Annotated in this window: 18 protein-coding genes and 1 tRNA gene; 8 read left to right on the forward strand and 11 right to left on the reverse strand. The window is 58.4% G+C overall.

Features of this window, described 5'->3' with window-relative positions; translation table 11 throughout:
* Nucleotides 1-58 precede the first annotated feature (58 nt).
* Entirely contained in the window at nucleotides 59-847 is a 789-nt protein-coding gene (mazG, locus tag MJQ68_RS06965; RefSeq protein WP_238750309.1) for a nucleoside triphosphate pyrophosphohydrolase, read from the reverse strand.
* A gap of 62 nt (nucleotides 848-909) precedes the next feature.
* Between mazG and MJQ68_RS06970 the strand changes: the two genes are divergently transcribed.
* Together MJQ68_RS06970 and MJQ68_RS06975 are read left to right on the forward strand one after the other, a co-directional pair.
* Nucleotides 910-1689, forward strand: coding sequence for an outer membrane beta-barrel protein (locus tag MJQ68_RS06970; protein ID WP_238750310.1), 780 nt, complete (start codon nucleotides 910-912; stop codon nucleotides 1687-1689).
* An 81-nt stretch (nucleotides 1690-1770) separates the two neighbouring features.
* Nucleotides 1771-3021, forward strand: a complete 1251-nt coding sequence (locus MJQ68_RS06975; protein WP_238750311.1) for a proline dehydrogenase family protein — start codon at nucleotides 1771-1773, stop codon at nucleotides 3019-3021.
* Here MJQ68_RS06975 and MJQ68_RS06980 read toward each other — a convergent pair.
* Nucleotides 2954-4126 (reverse strand): AI-2E family transporter, encoded by a 1173-nt coding sequence (locus MJQ68_RS06980; protein WP_238750312.1) that lies wholly within the window; start codon nucleotides 4124-4126, stop codon nucleotides 2954-2956. The genes MJQ68_RS06975 and MJQ68_RS06980 overlap by 68 nt on opposite strands.
* A gap of 155 nt (nucleotides 4127-4281) precedes the next feature.
* On the opposite strand from MJQ68_RS06980, the gene MJQ68_RS06985 reads away from it, so the two are divergent.
* Nucleotides 4282-5382 carry a putative type IX sorting system protein PorV2 gene (locus tag MJQ68_RS06985; protein ID WP_238750313.1) on the forward strand — a complete coding sequence of 367 codons (1101 nt, stop codon included), beginning with the start codon at nucleotides 4282-4284 and terminating at the stop codon, nucleotides 5380-5382.
* Nucleotides 5383-5424: 42 nt separating this feature from the next.
* On the opposite strand, the gene MJQ68_RS06990 is transcribed toward MJQ68_RS06985, so the two are convergent.
* The 5 genes from MJQ68_RS06990 to MJQ68_RS07010 form a co-directional block, all read right to left on the reverse strand.
* Nucleotides 5425-5500: transfer RNA gene (locus MJQ68_RS06990), tRNA-His, on the reverse strand.
* Between the two features lie 48 nt (nucleotides 5501-5548).
* Nucleotides 5549-6352 carry an orotidine-5'-phosphate decarboxylase gene (pyrF, locus tag MJQ68_RS06995; protein WP_238750314.1) on the reverse strand — a complete coding sequence of 268 codons (804 nt, stop codon included), beginning with the start codon at nucleotides 6350-6352 and terminating at the stop codon, nucleotides 5549-5551.
* Between the two features lie 31 nt (nucleotides 6353-6383).
* Nucleotides 6384-6641 (reverse strand): hypothetical protein, encoded by a 258-nt coding sequence (locus MJQ68_RS07000; RefSeq protein WP_238750315.1) that lies wholly within the window; start codon nucleotides 6639-6641, stop codon nucleotides 6384-6386.
* Between the two features lie 147 nt (nucleotides 6642-6788).
* Complete coding sequence (locus MJQ68_RS07005; RefSeq protein WP_238750316.1) at nucleotides 6789-7856, reverse strand: PorP/SprF family type IX secretion system membrane protein; 1068 nt, start codon at nucleotides 7854-7856, stop codon at nucleotides 6789-6791.
* A gap of 1 nt (nucleotide 7857) precedes the next feature.
* Complete coding sequence (locus MJQ68_RS07010; protein ID WP_238750317.1) at nucleotides 7858-12495, reverse strand: proprotein convertase P-domain-containing protein; 4638 nt, start codon at nucleotides 12493-12495, stop codon at nucleotides 7858-7860.
* 89 nt (nucleotides 12496-12584) lie between these two features.
* Here MJQ68_RS07010 and MJQ68_RS07015 point away from each other — a divergent pair, with 89 nt between their 5' ends.
* Nucleotides 12585-13457 carry a bifunctional 5,10-methylenetetrahydrofolate dehydrogenase/5,10-methenyltetrahydrofolate cyclohydrolase gene (locus MJQ68_RS07015; RefSeq protein WP_238750318.1) on the forward strand — a complete coding sequence of 291 codons (873 nt, stop codon included), beginning with the start codon at nucleotides 12585-12587 and terminating at the stop codon, nucleotides 13455-13457.
* 9 nt (nucleotides 13458-13466) lie between these two features.
* Here MJQ68_RS07015 and trxB read toward each other — a convergent pair whose 3' ends face one another.
* Together trxB and MJQ68_RS07025 are read right to left on the reverse strand one after the other, a co-directional pair.
* Entirely contained in the window at nucleotides 13467-14405 is a 939-nt protein-coding gene (gene trxB, locus MJQ68_RS07020) for a thioredoxin-disulfide reductase (protein ID WP_238750319.1), read from the reverse strand.
* 75 nt (nucleotides 14406-14480) lie between these two features.
* Nucleotides 14481-15179, reverse strand: coding sequence for a pseudouridine synthase (locus MJQ68_RS07025; protein WP_238750320.1), 699 nt, complete (start codon nucleotides 15177-15179; stop codon nucleotides 14481-14483).
* 59 nt (nucleotides 15180-15238) lie between these two features.
* Here MJQ68_RS07025 and MJQ68_RS07030 point away from each other — a divergent pair, with 59 nt between their 5' ends.
* From MJQ68_RS07030 to MJQ68_RS07040, 3 genes are all read left to right on the forward strand, one after another.
* Complete coding sequence (locus MJQ68_RS07030) at nucleotides 15239-15724, forward strand: hypothetical protein (protein ID WP_238750321.1); 486 nt, start codon at nucleotides 15239-15241, stop codon at nucleotides 15722-15724.
* Nucleotides 15725-15869: 145 nt separating this feature from the next.
* Complete coding sequence (locus MJQ68_RS07035) at nucleotides 15870-16250, forward strand: single-stranded DNA-binding protein (protein ID WP_238750322.1); 381 nt, start codon at nucleotides 15870-15872, stop codon at nucleotides 16248-16250.
* Nucleotides 16243-16587 (forward strand): single-stranded DNA-binding protein, encoded by a 345-nt coding sequence (locus MJQ68_RS07040; RefSeq protein WP_238750323.1) that lies wholly within the window; start codon nucleotides 16243-16245, stop codon nucleotides 16585-16587. Before MJQ68_RS07035 ends, MJQ68_RS07040 begins: the two co-directional genes overlap by 8 nt.
* Here MJQ68_RS07040 and ccsA read toward each other — a convergent pair.
* Both ccsA and MJQ68_RS07050 read right to left on the reverse strand, forming a co-directional pair.
* Entirely contained in the window at nucleotides 16550-19420 is a 2871-nt protein-coding gene (gene ccsA / locus MJQ68_RS07045) for a cytochrome c biogenesis protein CcsA (RefSeq protein WP_238750324.1), read from the reverse strand. The two genes, MJQ68_RS07040 and ccsA, sit on opposite strands and share 38 nt — an antisense overlap.
* A gap of 7 nt (nucleotides 19421-19427) precedes the next feature.
* Nucleotides 19428-19826: a cytochrome c maturation protein CcmE domain-containing protein gene (locus tag MJQ68_RS07050; protein ID WP_238750325.1), complete on the reverse strand. Its 399-nt coding sequence runs from the start codon at nucleotides 19824-19826 to the stop codon at nucleotides 19428-19430.
* Between the two features lie 202 nt (nucleotides 19827-20028).
* Here MJQ68_RS07050 and MJQ68_RS07055 point away from each other — a divergent pair, with 202 nt between their 5' ends.
* Nucleotides 20029-20721, forward strand: coding sequence for an L-type lectin-domain containing protein (locus MJQ68_RS07055; protein WP_238750326.1), 693 nt, complete (start codon nucleotides 20029-20031; stop codon nucleotides 20719-20721).
* Nucleotides 20722-20735: the final 14 nt, after the last annotated feature.

Raw genomic sequence — 20735 nt, forward strand, 5'->3', positions numbered from 1 at the left:
GCTACTGCGGTGAGTCCGGTTAGATGTGTTTAACGAGTGGGCCGGCGACTTGGTTTTGTCACCCGCCTTTCGCGCTAAGCGGCGGCGAAGATACTTCGTTTTTTGCTTTTTGCCAGAGTTGCTCCATCGCGGGCAGGTCCATCGCCTCCAGTCCGCCCGGTCCGGCCCGTTGCTCTACGTACTCAAAGCGCTGACGAAATTTCCGGTTAGTGCGCTCCAGGGCGGTCTCGGGATCGATGCCCTGCCAGCGGGCGTAGTTGATCAAGCTGAACAGCAGATCGCCGAACTCTGCTTCCCGCTCCGCGACTGTATCGGCGAGCCGGAACTCCTCCAGTTCTTCCCGCACCTTGTCCCAAACCTGCTCCGTATTGTCCCAGTCAAAACCGAACTGGGCGGTCTTTTCCTGCATGCGCATCGCCTTTATGACGGCCGGCAGCGCGGTGGGGACCCCGGATAGTACGGTCTTCTTGCCCTTCCCCTCGGCTAGTTTGATGGCCTCCCAGTTGCGCTTGACGGCGGCCTCATCGTCTGCCACTACATCGCCGTAGATATGGGGATGGCGTACGATCAGCTTTTCGCATACGCTGTTGAGCGCATCGGTGATATCCCAGGCCTTCTGCTCGGAGGCGATCTTGGCGTAGAATACCAGATGCAGCATCAGATCACCCACTTCCTCCTTGATGCCCTCGAGATCTTCCGAGAGCAGTTCGTCGGCTAGCTCATACGTTTCCTCGATGGTGAGTTTGCGCAGCGTCTGGAACGTTTGTTTGCGGTCCCAGGGGCACTGCTCGCGTAGTTCGTCCATGATGGTGAGCAAGCGTTGGAAGGCGGTCTGTGCGGCAGTCATGGCAGCAAAGGTCCGCAATTTTCGTGCGGCGGTCTATATTTGAATTCCTAAAACCCATCCGTTTGCGTTCTTTCTGGTGGTTGCTGGTATGTGCTGGCAACCTGTTATATGCGCAGTCGCCCGGTCTGCTGCCTCCCGACGTAGCTACCCGCGCGCTGGGCGGTGCCGGCCTGACCCAGTCGGGCGCCGCTGCCCTCTGGACTAACCCCGCCGGACTGGCCGGTACTGCGCAGTTCAGCGGCAACGCCACCGTAGAGCAGCGTTTCGGCCTGTCGGACCTGCGACTTGCGGGCATTGCCCTTGCGGTGCCGGGTGGATTCGGGCTGCGCCTAGCACACTACGGCTACGCTGGATACGCGCAGACTACGCTAGTGGGGATGTATGGCCGTAGCCTGACGAACCGTCTGGATATTGGGCTCGAACTCGGGGGGGCTATGCTGGCCGTACCACAGCACGAAGGTCGGTCAGCAGCAACGGCCGGACTGGGGGCACGCTATCGGATGGCAGAGAACTGGAGCGTGGCCGCGAGCTACCGCACATTCGTGGGCGAACAACCCTACAGCACCTACCGACTCGGTATCGGCTACCGACCGGGTGCGCAGCTAGCACTACACGCAGAGGTCAGCTATACCGGACGCACGAGTCTACAGTTCCACATGGGTATCGAATACACGCTGGCCGAACGGGTAGTACTGCGGATCGGTGTCGATTCGGGTAGACGGGAAGTGAGTGGTGGCATAGGGTACCTTATGGACGGAGGTGTAGAACTCGCGTTGACAACCGCCTACCACGAACAACTCGGTCTGACTCCGGTAGCCGGAATTATCTTTCGCCCGGAATAGGAGCTACCAAATCACCAACCTCTTTACGACTTTCGTGTTTTGCCTGTATGTAGCCTACGGCGACATCATCTAGCCTATCCTATGAAAGACATGAACGGCCCGGTGCCGAACTTCCCCCTCGCCGAACGCGCACGTGCCGAGTGGGCCACCGAGCAGCCCCTGCCGGACTTCACCGACACCCAACTCACCTTTAGCCACCTCGATAATACTCGGCTGCGCGCCACGCGGGAGCTGTTTCGACTGATGGGTCTGCCCTGGCTCACCCGCATCATGGGTTCCATGGGCGTGCAGGCCATTAACTGGGGTCTACCCGGCGCTAAGTGGATGGTCAAAAACACCCTATACAAGCAATTTGTCGGCGGCACCACGCTCGAGGCCGCCGAACAGGCGATCGCCCGCCTGGCTACGCGTGAGGTGGACAGTATATTAGATTACGGGGCGGAAGGCAAGGACACTTCCGAAGGCATGCAGGCCGCCTTTGAAGAGAGCCTGCGGGCCACCCGATTTGCCTCCGAGACGCCTGCCGCGATCGGCTCGGTCGTAAAGATGACCAGCCTCGTACCCAATGAGGTACTGGAGCAGTACAACGACACGATACTCGACTTTTCCAATCTACCGCATCCTGCACTCGCTGCCGGAGTAGCCCACCTGGAAGAAATATGCGCACTCGGGCGCGACCGCGGGTGCGAAGTCTACCTCGATGCTGAGGAGAGCTGGATCCAGCACACCATCGATCAGACGGCCGAGTACCTGATGAGCCGGTACAATCAGGAGGGACACGTAGTCTTCACTACCTGCCAACTCTACCGGCACGATCGCCTGGCCTACCTCAAGGCAGCGCACCTGCGTGCCCGCCAGGGAGGCTACAAGTTTGCCCTCAAGATCGTGCGGGGCGCCTACATGGTGAAGGAGCGGCAACGTGCCGCCGACCAGGGGTATCCCTCGCCCATTCAGCCAGATATACAGAGTACCCACCGCGATTTTGATGCAGCAGCCGCCTACTGCCTGTCGCACCACGACGAGATCGCCTGCTGTGTGGCCAGCCACAATCAGGATAGCGTGATGACGATGCTGGAGGCTATGCGCAGCGCGCAGGTGGCGCGCAACCATCCGAACGTTCGCTTCAGCCAGCTGCTGGGAATGAGCGGTCACCTGACCTTCAATCTAGCGGAGGGAGGCTACAACGTGAGCAAATACATGGTCTATGGCCCGGTACGGGAAGTGCTTCCCTACCTGGTAAGGCGAGCCCAGGAGAACACCTCCGTTACTGGTGAGGCGGGTCGGGAACTGCGGATGTTGGAGGAGGAGTTGCAGCGGCGGGCGGCCCTTTAACGGCTGGCGCCTGTACGGTATGACCCTCCATGAGCGCACGCTGACCTCCGTAATCACGACCCATCATCTCCCATACGGTAATGAATAGGGCTGCTAATGTGGGGCCGATCACGAACCCGCTCAGGCCGAACATGGCTATTCCCCCTAGGGTGGAGATCAGGACCAGGTAGTCCGGCATTTGGGTATCGCGCCCGACCAGTAGGGGGCGTAGCAGGTTGTCTACCAAACCGATGATGAGCGCACCGACCACTACGATGATGATGCCGCTCGTGATGTCACCCTGTATGAACATGATGATAGCCGCCGGCACCCAGATAATGGCCGAGCCACCGACGGGAAGCAAAGCTAGTAACATCATAGCCACCCCCCACAGGAGGGCCGCCGGGATGCCCAAAAAGGCGAACATGATACCTCCGATGGCACCCTGCACGAAGGCTACGATGAGGGTACCCTTCAGAGTAGCCCGGGCCACCAGGGCGAAGCGCGCGAACAGCGTCCGTTCCCGGTTGTCGCCCATGGGGATCGTATGCACCAGGGCCCGTTCGATCTTCCAGCCATCTACCAAAAAGAAGTAGAGCAGGTAGATCACCAGAGTGAACTGAATGATCGTATTGAGCAGTCCGCTGCCGAAGGCCAGGGCCCAGTTGGCGGCGTACTGTCCGGCTTGTCCGACGGTCTCGTTCAGGTTCGTGCGCAGATCGTCGGTACTGACGCCAAACTCGCTGAGCGCACTCGCTACGCGGGGCAGGTTGTCGTCGACGAAGTCGAAGATGATCTCGGTATTGAAGTTGCCCGCCTGGATATCGTTGTACACCGCAATGGCCTGCTCGACCAGCGCCAGCGTGAGTAAGGCCAGTGGCACCAGCACGAAGAGCACGACCAGCAGGGTAGTGAGTCCGGCGGCTAAGCCATCGCGGCCACCGAGCCATACGCGTAGTTTGCGGTACACGCCGAAGAAGATGATAGCCAGTACCGCCCCCCAGAAACAGGTGAGGAGGAACGGCCCGATCAGGCCAAAGAATCCGATGGTGGTGAGGGCCACCAACAGAAAAAAGATGTTCCGTTTTACCCGCCGGGCGAGCTGTCGGGAAGATTCGGTGCCCATGTTGCGCATTTAGTGTACTAGTACCCCGCCTGGCCTACGGTGTTCGGGTGGAGCAGTCAGACCACAAAATATAAGTCCGAAGCATCCAGATTTTGTGTGTCTTAGGTACCCTACCGGACGCTCCACCGTTAGTACCGTGTTTACCTTGCCTACTTATGCAGCTACCCCTACGCCTTTGTCTGTCCGTTTGCTTACTAAGCTTCAGTTTCCTTCACGCGCAGAAGTATAGTAATGAGTTTCTCTCCATCGGTGTCGGCGCCCGGGCCCACGGCATGGGTACGGCCGTGATCGCATCCCAGCAGGATATCTATGCCGCCGCCTGGAACCCCGCCGGTCTCGCCGGCCTGGACCCGGACCGCGGACTGGAAATCGGAGCTATGCACGCCGAATGGTTCGGTGGGGTAGGGAACTTCGACTACCTGGGCGTGACCCTTCCCCTCAGCAGTAAGAACCAGCGGCTGGGCTTCAGTTTGATCCGCTTTGGCATCGATCAGATCCCCAATACCCTATCGCTGTACGAAGCGGATGGTACCATCAACTTCGACAACGTCACCGAATTCTCGGCCGCCGACTATGCCTTTCTCGGTACCTACGCCCGGGCCTACGTCAGGGGTAAGCAGACCCTCCGCGTAGGCGGTAATGTCAAGGTCATTCACCGTAACATCGGAGAGTTTGCCAGCAGCTGGGGGTTCGGGCTGGATTTGGGCGTGCAACTACAGCGGCGCGACTGGACCTTTGCGCTACTGGGTCGAGACATCACCACCACCTTTAATGCATGGAGCTTTTCCTTCACCGATGCGGAGCGCGACATCCTGGAATTGACGGACAACGTAGTACCAATCAACAGTGTGGAGACCACCAATCCAACCCTCATACTGGGGGTAGCCCGCGCTTTTTCCATTACGGAACAGATCGGGCTGAACGCGGAGCTCAACCTGATCGCAACTACCGATGGTGCGCGCAATACGCTGGTGAGTGCCGACCCCATCAGTCTGGATCCCGCCTTTGGCTTGGAGGCCGACTACGGTAAGTTCGTCTTCCTGCGCGCGGGAGTCAGCCAACTGCAGCGCATCCGGGATTTCGATAACGTGGAGGCCATCAATTCGCGCCCGTCCCTGGGCCTGGGTCTAAAGGTCGGACAGCTCTTCGTCGATTACGCCTATACGGACCTCGGCGACGATTCCGGCCGGTCGACCTATAGCCACATCGTAAGTCTGCGGCTTGGGATCAGTCCACGCACGGCGGATGCCCGGTAAATGACGAACCCCCCACGGTGAGGCGGAGGGTTCTGAAAGGGGGGGTGGAAGACCGGGTTTGAACCGGCGACCTCTGGAATCACAATCCAGCGCTCTAACCAACTGAGCTACAACCACCAGATAGGCTGCTTCGTATGAAGGCGCCGCAAAGGTAAATAGTTCCTCCTTATTGCGAAACTTCCGGCAGATAATTTTCTAAAGCTGACTGCATTTCCTGCTGCAACTCGCGGGCGGCACGCGCAGGGTCTTGTGCGTACAGGATGCCTCTGCTGCTGTTTACCAGTAATCCGCACTGGGCGTTCATACCGAATCGGCACACCGCCTGCAGATCGCCCCCCTGCGCTCCGATACCGGGGACCAGGAAAAAGTGGTCGGGAGCGATACTCCGAAGAGTGGAAAACGTTTCGGCCCGCGTAGCACCGCACACGAACATGAGCTGGTCCGGCGATCCCCACTCCATGACCCGACGCATCACCTTGTCGTAGAGCGCCGTTCCGGTATCCTGCTGCACGGTGTGCTGGAAGTCGTCACCGCCTTCGTTGCTGGTGACGGCCAGCACGATAGCCCACTTGCCGGGGTAGCTTAGGAATGGCCGCACGGAGTCTTCCCCCATGTAAGGGGCCACCGTGATCGCATCCGCACCTAGCGTCTCAAACGCAAAGCGTGCGTAATAGCCGGACGTATTGCCGATATCGCCGCGTTTGGCGTCGGCAATGATCAGATGGTCCCGACCGATGTAGTCGATGGTAGCGTGGAGGATGCGCATACCATCCAGCCCCAGGGCTTCGTAGAACGCCGTATTGGGCTTATAGGCTACGGCGTACTCCCGCGTAGCGTCGATGATGGATCGGTTGAAGGCGAGCACGTCGCCGTCGAAGGAGGCTGGGATCCGATCCGGATCGGGATCGAGGCCTACACAGAGGAAGCTTCGTTTTTGCTGTATTCGTTGGAAAAGTTCCGCGCGGTCCATACCTGGGGGTTGTGGCCGGCGAAGGTAGGGATCACTTGATCAGCGTACTCGGGATCGGCTCATAGGCCGGTTCGATCCGGCGGAATGCGTGGCGGGCCTGTACCTTAAATCGGATACACACATCGGGGTAGGCCGAGCGTAGCAGCTCCTCATACAGCACGGGTGCTACATTCTGATAGGCAATAGTCACGCCTCCCGCCGTGTAGGTGAGAAACAGTTGTTGTTGGTTTGGATCGTAAGCCGCAAAGGTGACTAGCTCACTAGAGCCTTTAAAGTTATGGTGTTGCATAGATCTGAGAGTAGGCGCTCTGTACAAACCATATGATACATACAAACGTTCACTACTCTTCCATAAATCAATACATAAATTTGTATTTAGTTTAATGTAGCAACATTATTCTTTATAACGTGTATTTTATGCCTTGTTATTCTGTAATTAAAATGTAGGGCACGTCACGCGTTGTCGTCTGCTCCCTGCCCGCGTATAGATCATACTTAGCTCGAACCCTCCCCGGCTAGCCGTTACCTGTTGGAGCGCTCCAACGATGACATCGTAACTCAAGCCCAGCTGATACGCCTCGTACTCGAGTCCGGCCATCGCTACGACAGCACCCAGCCCCGTGCGATCGTCTCGATCGTTAGTAAACTGTAGATAGCTACCGAACCGAAGGGCTACTTCGCGCCACCGACCCTCCGTATAGCGCAGATTCGCCCCGACTAACGTACTTCTACTCGGACCCTGCACGGCCACCCGCAGCGCCGGTAAGATGCTCATGTCCCCCTCACCAAGCGGTAGCTCGCCGCCTCCCTGCAGGACGTACCGCCGGGCGAGCACATCGCTCTGTTCGGGTATGGGAGATACGTTAGGGGCAGTTAAATGATACACCGCACCCCCGAGGTAGAACCCCCGCCGTTCGCCCAAAGTAGCGTAATACGCTAGGCCTGCGTTGACGTCCATATACAGCTGCATGCCCCGCCCTCCGAAGGGTTCGCCGGACGGCAGACTGCGGTCGATGTAGGCCGCCCGGCTCACGGGATCTACGAAGTACTGCTCCGAAAACCACAGTTTATTGAGGTCATAGCCGCGCTGCCCTACGCCTAGCTGTGCCCCCCCACTCAGGTAGTGGCCATCGGCTATCTGCTGCTGGTAGCTACCGCTGAGCAGGCCCTGGCTACGCACGAAGTCACTGCTGCCCGCCCGGTCGTGCTGCACCTGTACGCCTAGCCCGAAGAAGTTCTGTCGCCCTACGGAGCGTCTTACCTCTACCGCCGCCGCTACGTTCTGAAACCCTTCGGTATCGGCCAGCGTCATGTAGTGGGTCTGATAGTTAAGGGTCACCCGAAGGGCCTCATTCATAACCCCCGTCAGCGCCGGGTTATTCAGCAGTGGCGTAGCGTGCAGCTGGCTATAGCGTACATCCTGGGCGCGGCCGCAGGTGCAGAAGCAAACTACGGTAAGCAGTACCAAGCAGCAGCGCAGGTGAGTAGTAAAGGAAGTTTGCATATCAGCGGATTAAGGTGGTCTGTCCGCTCAGGGTCTCGCGACTATCGTCCTCGTACACTACCGTAAGTTTGTAGAGGTACACTCCGGCATTAAGGGGTTTATTGTTCGTTCCGGTGCCATCCCACCCACGGTCCGGATCATTTACCATCCAATCGGCCGCCTCATCGAAGAAGACCACGCCTCCCCAGCGATCGAAGATGGTCAGCGACTCGATCCGGGTGCCGGGTCGACCATGTACCAGCAGCCGGTCATTGCTGCCATCCTCGTTGGGTGTAAAGCCCGTAGGCACAGCGATTTCCCGTATTTTTTCTACCCGTACGGTGATGACATCGCTGTCCTCACAGCCCAGGCTGTCCATCACGCTGACGGTGTAGGTAGCGACGTAGGGCGGACGCGCCACCGGGTCGGGGCACGACAGGCAGCTTAATCCCCCCGGTTCGCTTTGCTCCCAGAGGTAATCGATCGGTCCGGTAGATCCGGTTACGGTAGACTGCAGGCGTACACTATCACCGAACACTAGGTCGATGTCTTCACCAAGGTCCACGGTAAGCGGTGGTCCGTCCTCTACGCGGATCGAAGTAACCGCCGTGCAGCCGGCCGTGTCCCGCACTACGATCGAGTAATCCCCTTCATTTACTCCTACGAAGGACGGGGACCGTCCAAACTGCGTACCGTCCAGTGCATATTCGTACGGCTCCTGTCCACCAGATGCCAACACATCGATCCGACCGCTCGCGGTGCCACCACAAATACCCGAACTGGTAGTAGAAGAAACCACGATCTCCCCCGGGCTATCCAACACCAGCGTATCCGATTCCGTGCACCCGTTGGCGTCCACGAGCTGTAGGGTATAGGTGCCCCGATCCAGACCGGTCTGTTGCTCCGTAAAGGCACCATTGGACCATATGTAGCGGTAGGGTAGGCTACCACCGGAAACAAACGTGCGGATCGTGCCATCTATAGCCCCAAAGCAACTGATGTCTCGCTTCCGGGTAGAAAGGATAAGTAGATCGGGACTAGGTATGCGGAAGGTAGTATCGAGGGCACACTGTGCGCCATTGCTGATCGTGACGGTGTAGTCACCGGCAAGCAGACCGTCCACTCGGGGTCCAGTGGCAAAGTCGGTACTTTCCCCCCACTCCAGGGTGTACGGCCCGGAGACCGGTCCCCGAACGCTGGAGATCTCGATCGCTCCGGTACGCGTACCGAAGCACTGTACGGAGTCGATCGCCACGGCGAAGGTTATTCGGGACGATGCCCGGTAGCGGAAGCTGGTGTCCCCGCTACAGCCCTGGGCGGTCGTCACCGTGAGCTGGTAGGTCTCTCCATCGGTGAGCGGACCGACACGGGCCGTAGTATCGCCGGTTGACCAGGCGTACGAAGCATAGGGTGTAGCGCTGGATAAGTAAACGGGTACATCGGGATCGCACACGTTATCCCCTTCGAACTGGATGACTGGCGCTACACTGTCCTGCACACCGAGCGAGAAAGTTAAGGCCCTGGCGCATCCATTTTCGTCCGTTACCGTGACACTATTTAGACCAGCTGCTAGGGAGGTGGCCCGGGCAGTAGATTCGCCACTGCTCCACATGTAGGTCGCCGCGACCGTACCACTGGCAAACACGGCGGCCTGACCGTTTCGTTCGCCGGCGCAGGGTGCGAGTGTATCGATCAGTGCGATCGCAAAGGTCGCAGCGGGTTCTCTTACTACGGCTAGCGTATCAAACGTACAGCGGACAGCATCGGTCACGGTAAGCCGGTAGGTACCGGCGGTCAGATTGCTAATACTGGCGGTCTCCGCACCAGTCGACCACTGGTAACTGTAGGGGGGTATGCCACCCATGCCGGTGGCGGTAAGTGCACCCGATGATCCATTTCTGCACGCCACGGGGGTGGTATCGAAGGCAACTTCTAACCGGGCAGGCTGCGGGACGGTCAGAAAGGAGTCAACGGTACACCCTTTGTTGTCGGTGATACGCACACGGTAGGTTCCGGCCGATACCGCACCTGCGTCCCCGCCCGGTCCGATCGACGGGTCACTCCAGGAGAACGTATAGGGCGGAGTACCCCCCCGCGCGGATGTTTTAAACCGGCCGGTGGCCTCGCCGAAGCACCGCACGGGCGTGATGGAGCGCACTTCGAGTGTCAGGGGAGTAGGTGCGGGTACTGTATAGACAGCGGAATCCTGACAGCCATTCGCCGCAGTGACGGTCAGCCGGTAGGTGCCCGGCGCTAGTCCACTTTGGTTCCGCTCGGTACTGCCAGTACTCCAGGCGTAGCTCAGTGGCATAGTGCCCGACGGGGCGGGAAGCGTGATACTCCCGTTGTTCTGGCCGGCGCACCCCGCGTATACGTCTGCCGAAAGTTCTGCCGCGATATTTTGTACATCGATAGTCAGTTGGGCCGAGCCCGTGCAGCCGTCGGCGGTGGTAGCCCGCAGCGTGTACGTCCCGGAAGCGGTGGGTTGGACGGTGGGGTTTTCACAATCGGTGCAACTGAAGTCAGAGCTGGCGGGTGACCAGCGGTACATAGTAGAAGATTCGCGGACAAGGTCAAGTGACCAGCCGAGTAGCTGACCCGTGCTGCTGGTACTGGCATCGTCGATCTCCAGGGTCCAGCCTCCATTGATACGCTGGTTAGTTAGGGCGGTCCAGGGACTGCCGGTGGTAGGTACGATACAACCATTGAAGGTGCTACCCGCCGCGCCCTGTGGGAGCGGCAGCGGAATTCGAACACCTCCGGGCGAAACCAGCCGAAAGCGCACGGAGGCCAGGGACTCACTCGACCGGTAGTCGATGCAAACGCCCGTAAGGGTGCGGGCCGGCTCCGTAAATATGTCGGGCGACTGATCGGTGACAGTGAGCGTGGACCGTAGTGTGGCGGGCTGTCCGGCAGCGTTGCGCTGTGTAGCGCGCGCAGTTTGTACAGCCCAGCGGATGGTATCGACCTGGCTGGGAATATCAAGGTCCAGCCTAGCCCTGAAACTCCCGCCCAGGCAGACGACGGTGTCCCGGGCCGCTACTACCACCGGTGGAGGACAGCTGAAGCATCCCGCTGCGTAGGGGGATCGTACGGTCACCGGGATGAGCGTATCGTAGCTACATCCGAAATCATCCGTACTGGTCAGCACCTGATCGAAGCGTCCGGGGCCGGCTCCGGTGAACTCGATCCGCTCGGCCGAATAGTCGCTCAGCTGATCGTTATTCTCCCACTCGGTAGTGACTACTGGTACCGAGAACTCACGGCGTGGGGGCTGCAGCTTTTCTTGGAACCGAATAGACCAGTTGAATACGGTGCCGCCGTTGCCGATACCGTTGTCGAGTACGTTCAGTTTCCAGTCGCCGTTCAGGGGGCAGCCGATGAGTGCTGAGAAGTTCAAGCTACTAGGCTTGTATAGCACGTCTTCCGGGAACTTGGTCTGCGAAGGCACCGAGGTAGCGGCATCATTGATGGTCAATAAACCACTTGCACTAAAACAGTATTTTCCCGGTTGACCAGCCACAGGAGAGTTAGGCTCGGTTGTCGGTGTACCAAAGTACTGACCCTCCGCACCCGATGGTGGACGTTGGTATTCTAGTAGAGTCACAGAATCACCACTGGGGCATTCCACGCTCAGATGTAGGTCACCCACGTAGTCGTGCTCGATGTCTACACAGATCTCTACGATGCCGTCGCCCGATCCTAGCCGCTGGTCGGAAGCGAAACTACGCAGCGGCAGCACGGACGTACGTAGCTGATTGGCGGTTTCCGGAATTACAACGCGGGAGGCTACGGGCTGCGGGCTGCCGAATCCGTAGGTGCGGCCACTGGAACGATAGGTGACCGCTGCGTCATCTACTCCCGTTACCCCCAGTACCAGCGGTTCACCCGGACATACGACTAAATCGCGTTGACTGCTCGGTCCGACATCCGGCGGCCCCGATACGCGGACCTGCTGGTCGATCCTGTTCCGGCTCTCGCAACCCCGTTGATCCCGCAGGGTAACGTTGACGAGGTAGCCTCCTGGCTTGGCATACAGCTGATCGATGGACCGTCCGACTTGCTGGCTGCCATCCCCAAAGGTCCAGGTGAAGGTCGTAGTGGCATCGCTCTGCGGGTAGGTAACGCCTCGTTCGGGATAGCGCCCCGTAGCCGTCAGCGCGATCGCCTCACCCAGGCAGGCGTCCAGGAACTCATCCGGCCCCGGTCCGACGCCCGGATCACTCTGCTCGAGGACTGCGATGATGGGCTGGCAGGCCGCTACGCAGCGGATAGCAGCGTCCCAGCCGGTCTTCGTGCCACTACTGAGGAAGGTCATCGTCAGACAGCCCGATGTATTGCGCGCCGTAGCGGATATGGTGGTTCGGTCGCCGTTGTTGTCTGCCGTGAGTTGCCGCAGGACGGGCGCTGCGCTCGTACGACCATTATGGAAGCTTAGCGTTCCCTGAATGTCGATTACGCTGAAGCTCAATTCAACGTTGGTATTATCGGAATTATCGGAGCAGATCGTCACGGACTGCAAGGAGCCGGGCCCCGCATGTGCCCCGGCGGTACCTCCGCTGTCGACGAACCGGCCGCTGCACGTGGCGACCTCCCCGCCGGTCTGACCGATACGCACGATATCCTGACCAAAGCTCAGAACGGTAACAAGACAAGACACCAGGAATAAAACACACCGGGGGTAAAACTGCGACATACACTAAGGGTAACTAGGAGCCCACACTATCTTTGGCGCAAACGAAGGATAGTATGCAAGTATTGGACGGAAAAGCGCTGGCCCAAACGATTAAGGAAGAACTGAAGGTGAAGGTCGACGCGATCCGGCAAGCAGGGGGCAAAATTCCCCACCTGGCCGCCGTCCTGGTGGGTGAAAATCCGGCCAGTCAGGTGTACGTGCGCAACAAAGTACGCAGCTGCGAGGCCGTCGGCTTTCGCAGCACGCTACTTCGCCGCCCGCAGGACATTACGCAGTCCGAGCTACTGCAGATCGTGACCGAACTAAATGCAGATCCCGACATCGATGGCTACATCGTCCAACTGCCGCTGCCGGCACACATCGACGAGGACGCCATCAATCTGGCCATCGACCCCCGTAAGGATGTGGACGGCTTCACCCCAGTCAATATCGGCCGCATGACGCTCGGGCTGGATGCGTACCTGCCGGCTACCCCCAATGGTATCATGGTCATGCTCGACCGTTACGGTATCGAAACGAGTGGCAAGGAGGTCGTCGTGCTGGGCCGCTCCAACATCGTGGGTACGCCGATGACGGTATTACTGAGCCGCAAGAGCAACCCGGGCAATGCCACCGTCACCCTATGTCATAGCCGCACGAAGGATCTGAAGGCTCATACCCTACACGCCGACATCATCGTTGCGGCCATCGGCATCCCCGAAATGGTCACCGCTGATATGGTCAAAGAAGGCGCCGTAGTGATCGACGTAGGCATCAACCGGGTAGATGACGCGAGCCGCAGCAAAGGCTATCGCCTGGCCGGAGACGTAGACTACGCGGGACTGAAGGACAAAGTAAGCGCCATGACTCCCGTACCCGGAGGAGTAGGGCCCATGACGGTCGTGAGTCTGCTCATGAACACCCTAAAGGCTAGCCAGAAGCGGTAGGTAGACAGGCTAGATCACACCCTTTTCGCCCAGGTAGCGCTCCGCATCCAGGGCGGCCATACAACCGGTACCCGCCGCGGTGATGGCCTGGCGGTACACATGGTCGGCGGCATCTCCACTGACGAATACACCCTCCACATTGGTGTGGGTGGAGTTAGGCTCGTGTACCAGGTAGCCGGTTTCTTCCATCTCCAGCACCCCCTCGAACAACTTGGTATTGGGAATATGGCCGATGGCTACGAAGAAGCCCGCGATGGGAAGCTCCGACACTTCGTCGGTGACGCGGTTTCGCACCCGGACGCCGGTCACCTCAGTGTCCCCCAGGATCTCTTCGGTCTCCGTATTCCAGTGGATCTTGATGTTCTTTTGCTTCATGACCCGGTCCTGCATGATCTTGGAGGCCCGCATCTCGTCGCGCCGTACCAGCATATGGACTACCGGACAGAGGTTACTCAGGTACAGGGCCTCCTCGCAGGCGCTGTCCCCGGCTCCTACGATAGCTACGTCCTTGCCGCGGTAGAAAAAGCCGTCACAGACCGCGCAGGCGCTGACGCCGTTGTTGGTCAGCCGCTGCTCACTCTCCAGACCCAGCCAGCGGGCAGTAGCGCCCGTGCTCACGATGATACTGTGCGCGGCGATCTCTTCGCCGCTCTCGGTGTAGATTTTCTTGACATCGTCAGAAAAGTCGACCCGGTCGATGAGCTCGTACTTGATCTCGGTTCCGAAGCGTTCGGCCTGCTTCTTCAGGTCCTCCATCATCTGGGGGCCCATGATGCCTTCCGGATAACCGGGAAAGTTCTCTACGTCGGTCGTGATCATCAATTGGCCACCGGGTTCACGGCCCGTAAAGAGTACGGGGCTGAGGTTGGCGCGCGCCGCATAGATGGCTGCGGTGTAGCCGGCCGGTCCGGAGCCGATGATGACGGTTTTTTGAGGTTCTTTACCCATGGGTCTAGTTCGTTTCGGGGTGCAAAAGTAGCTTAACTCACTAACACCCGTGGGCCGGCTGGGTTGTACGGGCGCTCACCGGTCGGGCGCGTCCGCAGGTGCGAGGGGAAAGTCGATCCGGCGATACTTCCCTACGGGCAGCGTACCGAGCTCGATGTGCATGATGCGCACACGCTTTAGGGTCAGTACCGTGTAGCCGAAGTAGCCGCACATGCGTCTGATCTGCCGGTTGAGGCCCTGAGTGAGTATAATGCGGAAGCTGCGCCGCCCGATTCGCTCCACCGTACATGGCTTGGTGCGCACCTGGAGGATCGGGACGCCCCGGCTCATACGTTGCAGGAAATCTGGCGTCACCGGACGGTCCACCGTCACGATGTATTCCTTCTCGTGCGCGTTCTCTGCGCGCAATATTTCATTCACCACGTCCCCGTCATTGGTCAGTAAGATCAGACCAGTCGAGGCCTTGTCCAGCCGGCCGATCGGGAAGATCCGCTCCGGGTAATTAATGAAGTCGATGATATTATCCGGGTCCTTTGGGTCGGTGGTGCTCGTGACACCGGCCGGCTTGTGGAAGGCGAGGTACACCGGGGCGGGTCGCGCACCCACGGGCTTACCGTCCAGGCGGACGATCTGACCCGGCTCCACCCGATTACCCTTTATCGCCACCCGGCCATTGATGGTGACACGACCGGCCTCGATCCAGCGATCGGCTTCCCGGCGGGAGCAGATACCCGTGCTGGATAAGAACTTATTGAGCGAAATGGAATCTGCCATAGCCGGGGCAAGCTACGCAGGATCTAGCACCTATCTTTGCGGCCGCAACCTTCGCCTTTATGAGCAGCCCACTTGATCAATTGTCTTCCGAAAGCCGTATCTGGATCTACGGCGCCGAGCGTGCCCTGACCGACGCCGAGACCAAGCTGGTGCGCAGCCAGGCGCAGCAGTTCGTGCAGCAGTGGGTCAGTCACCAGCAGGCGCTTACCTCGGCAGCCGATGTACTGCACAAGCGATTTTTGGTATTGGGTGTGGATGAGACCCAGGCGGAAGCGAGTGGCTGCTCCATCGACGGTAGTGTCCGCTTCGTGAAGGAATTGGGTGCACAGATCGGCGTAGACTTTTTCAATCGCATGCGCTTTAGCTACCGGGATGAACAGGGCGGCATTCACACCGTCGGGCGCGAAGAGTTCAAGCTACTCTACGCCCAGGGACAGCTCACCAACGAGAGCATCGTCTTCGATCCCCTGGTCAAGGAACTCGGGGAGTTGCGGCAGATTTTCGAGCGCCCCCTGGAGGACAGCTGGCACAGTCGGATGGTGTGACCAGTACTGCTGAATTAGCAAAATGCATGTGAGGATGACGCATCTATAATCGTTTATATACGACTATAAACGCAAGTATTCATCTACATGACGACTATCTGTGGTGAGTTGCCGGACTTTTGTCCCATCACTAACCACAGCACCCATGCTACTTAGTAATCACATTCAGCTCATCGGCCGGGTAGGGCACGACCCCGAGCTAGTCTCCCTCACGGATGGCACCCCACGCGCTAATCTGCGGATTTATCAGGACGCTGCCGCTTCCGAGCAGCCCAATGAAACCCAGGTACACACCCTCATCGGCTGGCACAATCTAGCGCACCAATTGCAGGCACGGGTCCGCAGGGGGGATACAGTATTAGTACAGGGACGCCTAGTGAACAGAAAGCTTCTGGTGAACGGGCATGTGCTCATCAAGTCGGAGGTCCACCTCTCCGAGTTCCGTGTCCTGTCTTCCCGATCGATCACCCGCAACCTCGGTCTTGCTGCCGAACCGGTGCACACCTTCCACCGCAACCATGAATAAGCTGACACTCATCGGTGAACTGGTTGCCGCACCAACCTACTTCTGTACGTCCCGCGGACGAGACCTTACCCGCTTTCAACTGCGAACCAAGGAATCGTGTGGCCGCATCAGCGTGCATCACTGTCTGGCGTGGGGCCCACTAGCCATAAATCTCCACGCTAATCTCCGTGTTGGTGAGTGGTCCATGGTCCGGGGCTCCCTGGCCTACCGAACGCGGCGGCTGGGCCGGCAGACGGTACAACTACCCTATGTGCGGATTACCGAGCATAGCTACCTGGGCCAGGTAGAGCAGGCTGAGCCTACGACTGCACGGCCCGGCGGGGCACACGCGTCCTGATCCGCACCACCATACTGATCAGTAGACCGACCATCATCGAGATCGTACCGAACCAGAACAGGTTGATGCCAGGAAACTCGATGGCCTGTAGCGTAATGTAGTCCGTGCGATAACTCCTGGGTGCCACCGCAAGGGGGATGGACAGGGCCGTAGTTGGATTTGCCTGTGCGATACGCAGCGTAGCTTCGTTCGTGTTGGGGTCGATACTCACCAGGTGGGCGTACAGCCCTAGATTGGTGATTTCGTCCCGTACTCCACTGGGCTGTTTGCCACGGATCAGAAACACGGGTTGCATCTGCTGGCCATCGGCCGTAGAGAGTAGCGCGCTGACCCAGATGTCTTCTTCCTGCGGTTGGAAGTGATCGACCTGGGGTTGTGATACGAACCGCTCGAAGGTTAGGACCTGATCACCGACCGTGATCGAACTACCGGGCTCGAGGGTATACTCCTGATAGTCCAGGTCAGTATCACGGACGAGTAGTTGCTCGAATACGCTCTCGTCGATCTTTATGCGTAGCGACATGTCGTTGATCTGAGCGGGGTAATGGTACAAAAGACCCTCACGTAAGATCAGAGCTACGCTAGCTACCGTATCGTGACTTCCGATACCTCCACTGCGGTCGGCGTGTACGCGGGCGCTCAGTCCGATGTCGCCTGGCTCGGCCGTATAGTCCGGGTGAGTAGGTCGCCGCGAAAAATCCGTCAGTTCGATCCCGTAGGTATAGATGACCGAGCTATTCCGCTGTGGGATCGGTACGGTATCGACGAAGGTTGCTCGCTCACCGATATCGAGGGCGAGTACGCGGTACTTGAGGCTATCCTCGGTCTCCTGCCGAATTTTCACACTCTGTTCCTCGGGGGGTAGGCCCATAATTACGGTGAAAACGTCCTTGTTCCAGTAATGCTTGGTGCTGGGATTCGTGATGGCGATCTTTTCGAAACCTTTGTCGTACAGGACATTAGGAGCCAGCTGAAACTCTTCTACTACATTCCCGGCCTTATCCATTCGCTGGTAGTCCATGAAGTAGCGTCGGTTAAGGCCCTCGATGGTATCGCTCTTGAAGGTGACCACGTAATCCTCCATCCCTAGCGGAATATCCTGATAGAGCCGCACGGTGCTGCGGGCTAGCTCTTCGTCTTCGGTCAGTCCTTCCATCAGGAACTGGTTCTGACTGACAACTCGTTTGTTTCCGGCGCTGGCCATAATGCCGATCAGCATAAAGCCGAAACCTACGTGGCTGACTACACTGCCGGTAATACGCGCATCCTTACGGGCAAAAAAGATCAGGTAGTCCAAGTTTGTCCAGATGGCGAACCAGCCGGAGAAGACCAGTAGCTTGTAGGCAATACTAGGGGCCTGGATCCAAAGCAAGGTCAAAAAGGTGAGTAGGACCGAGCCGCCGACAGCGATACCGGTGCGCAGGGCAAAGGAGCGGAAGTACTTACCGAAGTTGCGCTCGCGCCAGCGGAGATACTGCGCACCACCACTCATTAAACCGATGAATATGCCGATCCAGATTTGAAACTTGTTGTGGTGAGCTTCGGGCTCAATTAGGGTCAGACCGTCGAAGGCCGGATTGATCCACTCCCGAATGGAGTTATACACGGGCAGGCTGGTGGCCCCCGTGATGAGGATGACCGACATGAACAGCGTCAGGCTGCCGATAAACATCCAGAACTCCCGACTACTCGTCGCTTCCTCACGCTCCGGAACGGGGATATGATTCCACCGCCAGATCATCAGACCGATGCTCAGCAGAAAGTAAAATCCAAGGAAGAAGAGTAGTTGCGCCTCCAGGCCCATTTCGGTGAAGGCATGTACACTGGTGTCACCGAGCACCCCTGAACGGGTCAGGAAGGTGCTGTAGACAATCAGTACGAATGTGCCGAGGTAGAACATGTAAGTCGCCCGGATGCCCTGTCCGGTGGCCTTACTGATCAAATTAGTATGGATGCCCGCCACTAGCATGAGCCAGGGAACCAAGCTGGTGTTCTCCACCGGATCCCAAGCCCAGTAACCACCAAAGTTCAGTGCTTCGTACGCCCAGGCCGAGCCCATCAGGATACCAATGCCGAGAATGCCGGCGCTAAACAGACTCCACCGCAGGCCGGGAGCCAGCCACTCTTTGTGGCGTCCCGTCCACAACCCGGCTACGGCATAAGCGAATGGTACGACCGTGCTGGCAAAGCCAAGGAATAGGGTAGGGGGGTGAATGGTCATCCAGTAGTTCTGCAGACTGGGGTTAAGCCCATTACCCCGTAGGAGATCCACGTAGTCGGCTTGCTGAAAGATCGGCGCATTGACAGTTTCCCGCAGCAGGAGGAGGGGGTTAGACCCCAGCTTGATCAGCATATCTCCCAGGCCAAAGTGGACCCCGAGTAGCATGGACACGATGACCACCTGTACCGAGCAGACCACTGCCATTACGGGCTTCTCCCAACTGCGGGCAGTGACCATCAGCACGTAGCCTAGTATGACGTGCCAGAACATCCAGAGTAGGAAGCTACCCTCCTGTCCCTCCCAGAAGGCCGAGAAGATGTAGCGCTGCTGCAACTGCCCGTCGACGTGGGCCGTCACGTACTCGTACTCATAGTACTGGTTGAGCATAGCAAAGAAAATGCAGCCGATCACGGTAAAGACCGCTGCACCGTGCGCCAGAAAGCTCAACTGACCGAGCCGTTGCCAGCCGCGACTACGTAGTACTTCCCCACGGGTCTGGGTGGCCATGAAGTAGCTCACCAAACTGAGCAGGGCAGCAAAAAACGCTACCAGCAGGGCGAAGTGCCCGATGTAACGAGGACCTAGATGCTCGTTGAGGTATTGTACGTCCATAGGGGGATTAGCTCTCCGTCAAACTCTTAATCATCGCCTCATCGTCCTTGTACTTGCTGGGGCATTTCATCTGAATGTCGCTAGCGATGAACCGCTCGTCCTGCATCCGGCCCGTGAGCACGATACTCTCGCTCATCTCGAAGTCCTGCGGCTTGCCCATAAGCAGAACCACTTCGCGCTCCGCACCACTCAGGTCCTCCAGGAAGAAACTGAAGTAGTTAGGATCGGTCAGCGGATCGTAAATGGTGGGTTTGTCCTTCACGTAGGTACCCACCAATTGGACCTTGTCTCCGCTTGTAGCGGCCTTTTCGAAGTTGGCGTACTCCGAGGTAGCATTGCCAGTCTGCCAGAATAGGATCGCGGCGATGACGACCAACATAAGGGCGAGAACGTAGGACTTTTTCATGACTGTGATTGTGACGGGCGATAAGGGTAACCTATCAACACGAAGGTAGTCCGGTCGTTGTGCGATCCGGTCAACATTGGGTCATAGTGCACGTGTCGTGCACAGGCTAGTGGCCAGGCCCGGTACAGTCTACTGTAAACTGACGGACAACTATTTACCCACTATCCGTATTTTGTACCAAATCCCTCACAGGCAATTTCTTATGCACCCTGCCGTCCGCTTTTTGTCGCTTGCCCTTCTCCTGTCGCTGGCACCTGCGCTCGCGGCGCAGAATAGCGTGCAGGAGTTTAGACTCGGCGGTGTGGCCCGCATCCTGAACGAGGAGTGCATACGCCTCACCCCCGCTACACCCTACGTGACGGGGTCGGCATGGTTTCAGAACCCAATGGACCTGGAATACCCCTTCGAACTGACCGTCGATCTGGTGCTCGGGGAGAACAACGATCTGGGTGCCGATGGCATCGTCTTTGTGTTCCACCCGACCATGCAGACCGGTTATCGCGGAGAGGGAATGGGTTTTGCCGGTCTGTATCCCTCCCTGGGTATTGAATTTGACACCTATCAAAACATACACCTCGGTGACCCGGTAGAGGATCACGTCGCGGTGATGGTCCACGGTCAACTGCACCACGGCCGTAGCCTGGCCGGACCCACCAGCGTTCCTAATCTGGAGAACGGGGGTAAGCGGCCGCTGACGGTCAGTTGGAGTCCGGGAACTCAGACACTGCAGGTGACCCTGGACGGTGAACTGCGGGCTAGCTACACTGGCGATATAATCGCCAACGTATTCGGTGGAAATAGCAAGGTCTACTGGGGTGCTACGGCGGCGACCGGACGGAAGATGAACTTCCAGGACGTGTGTATTCGCAAACTGGTGTACGCTCTGGTAGACTAGTACTACAGAGTTCG

This window comes from Neolewinella maritima (assembly GCF_923081025.1).
GTDB classification, from domain to species: Bacteria; Bacteroidota; Bacteroidia; order Chitinophagales; family Saprospiraceae; genus Neolewinella; species Neolewinella maritima.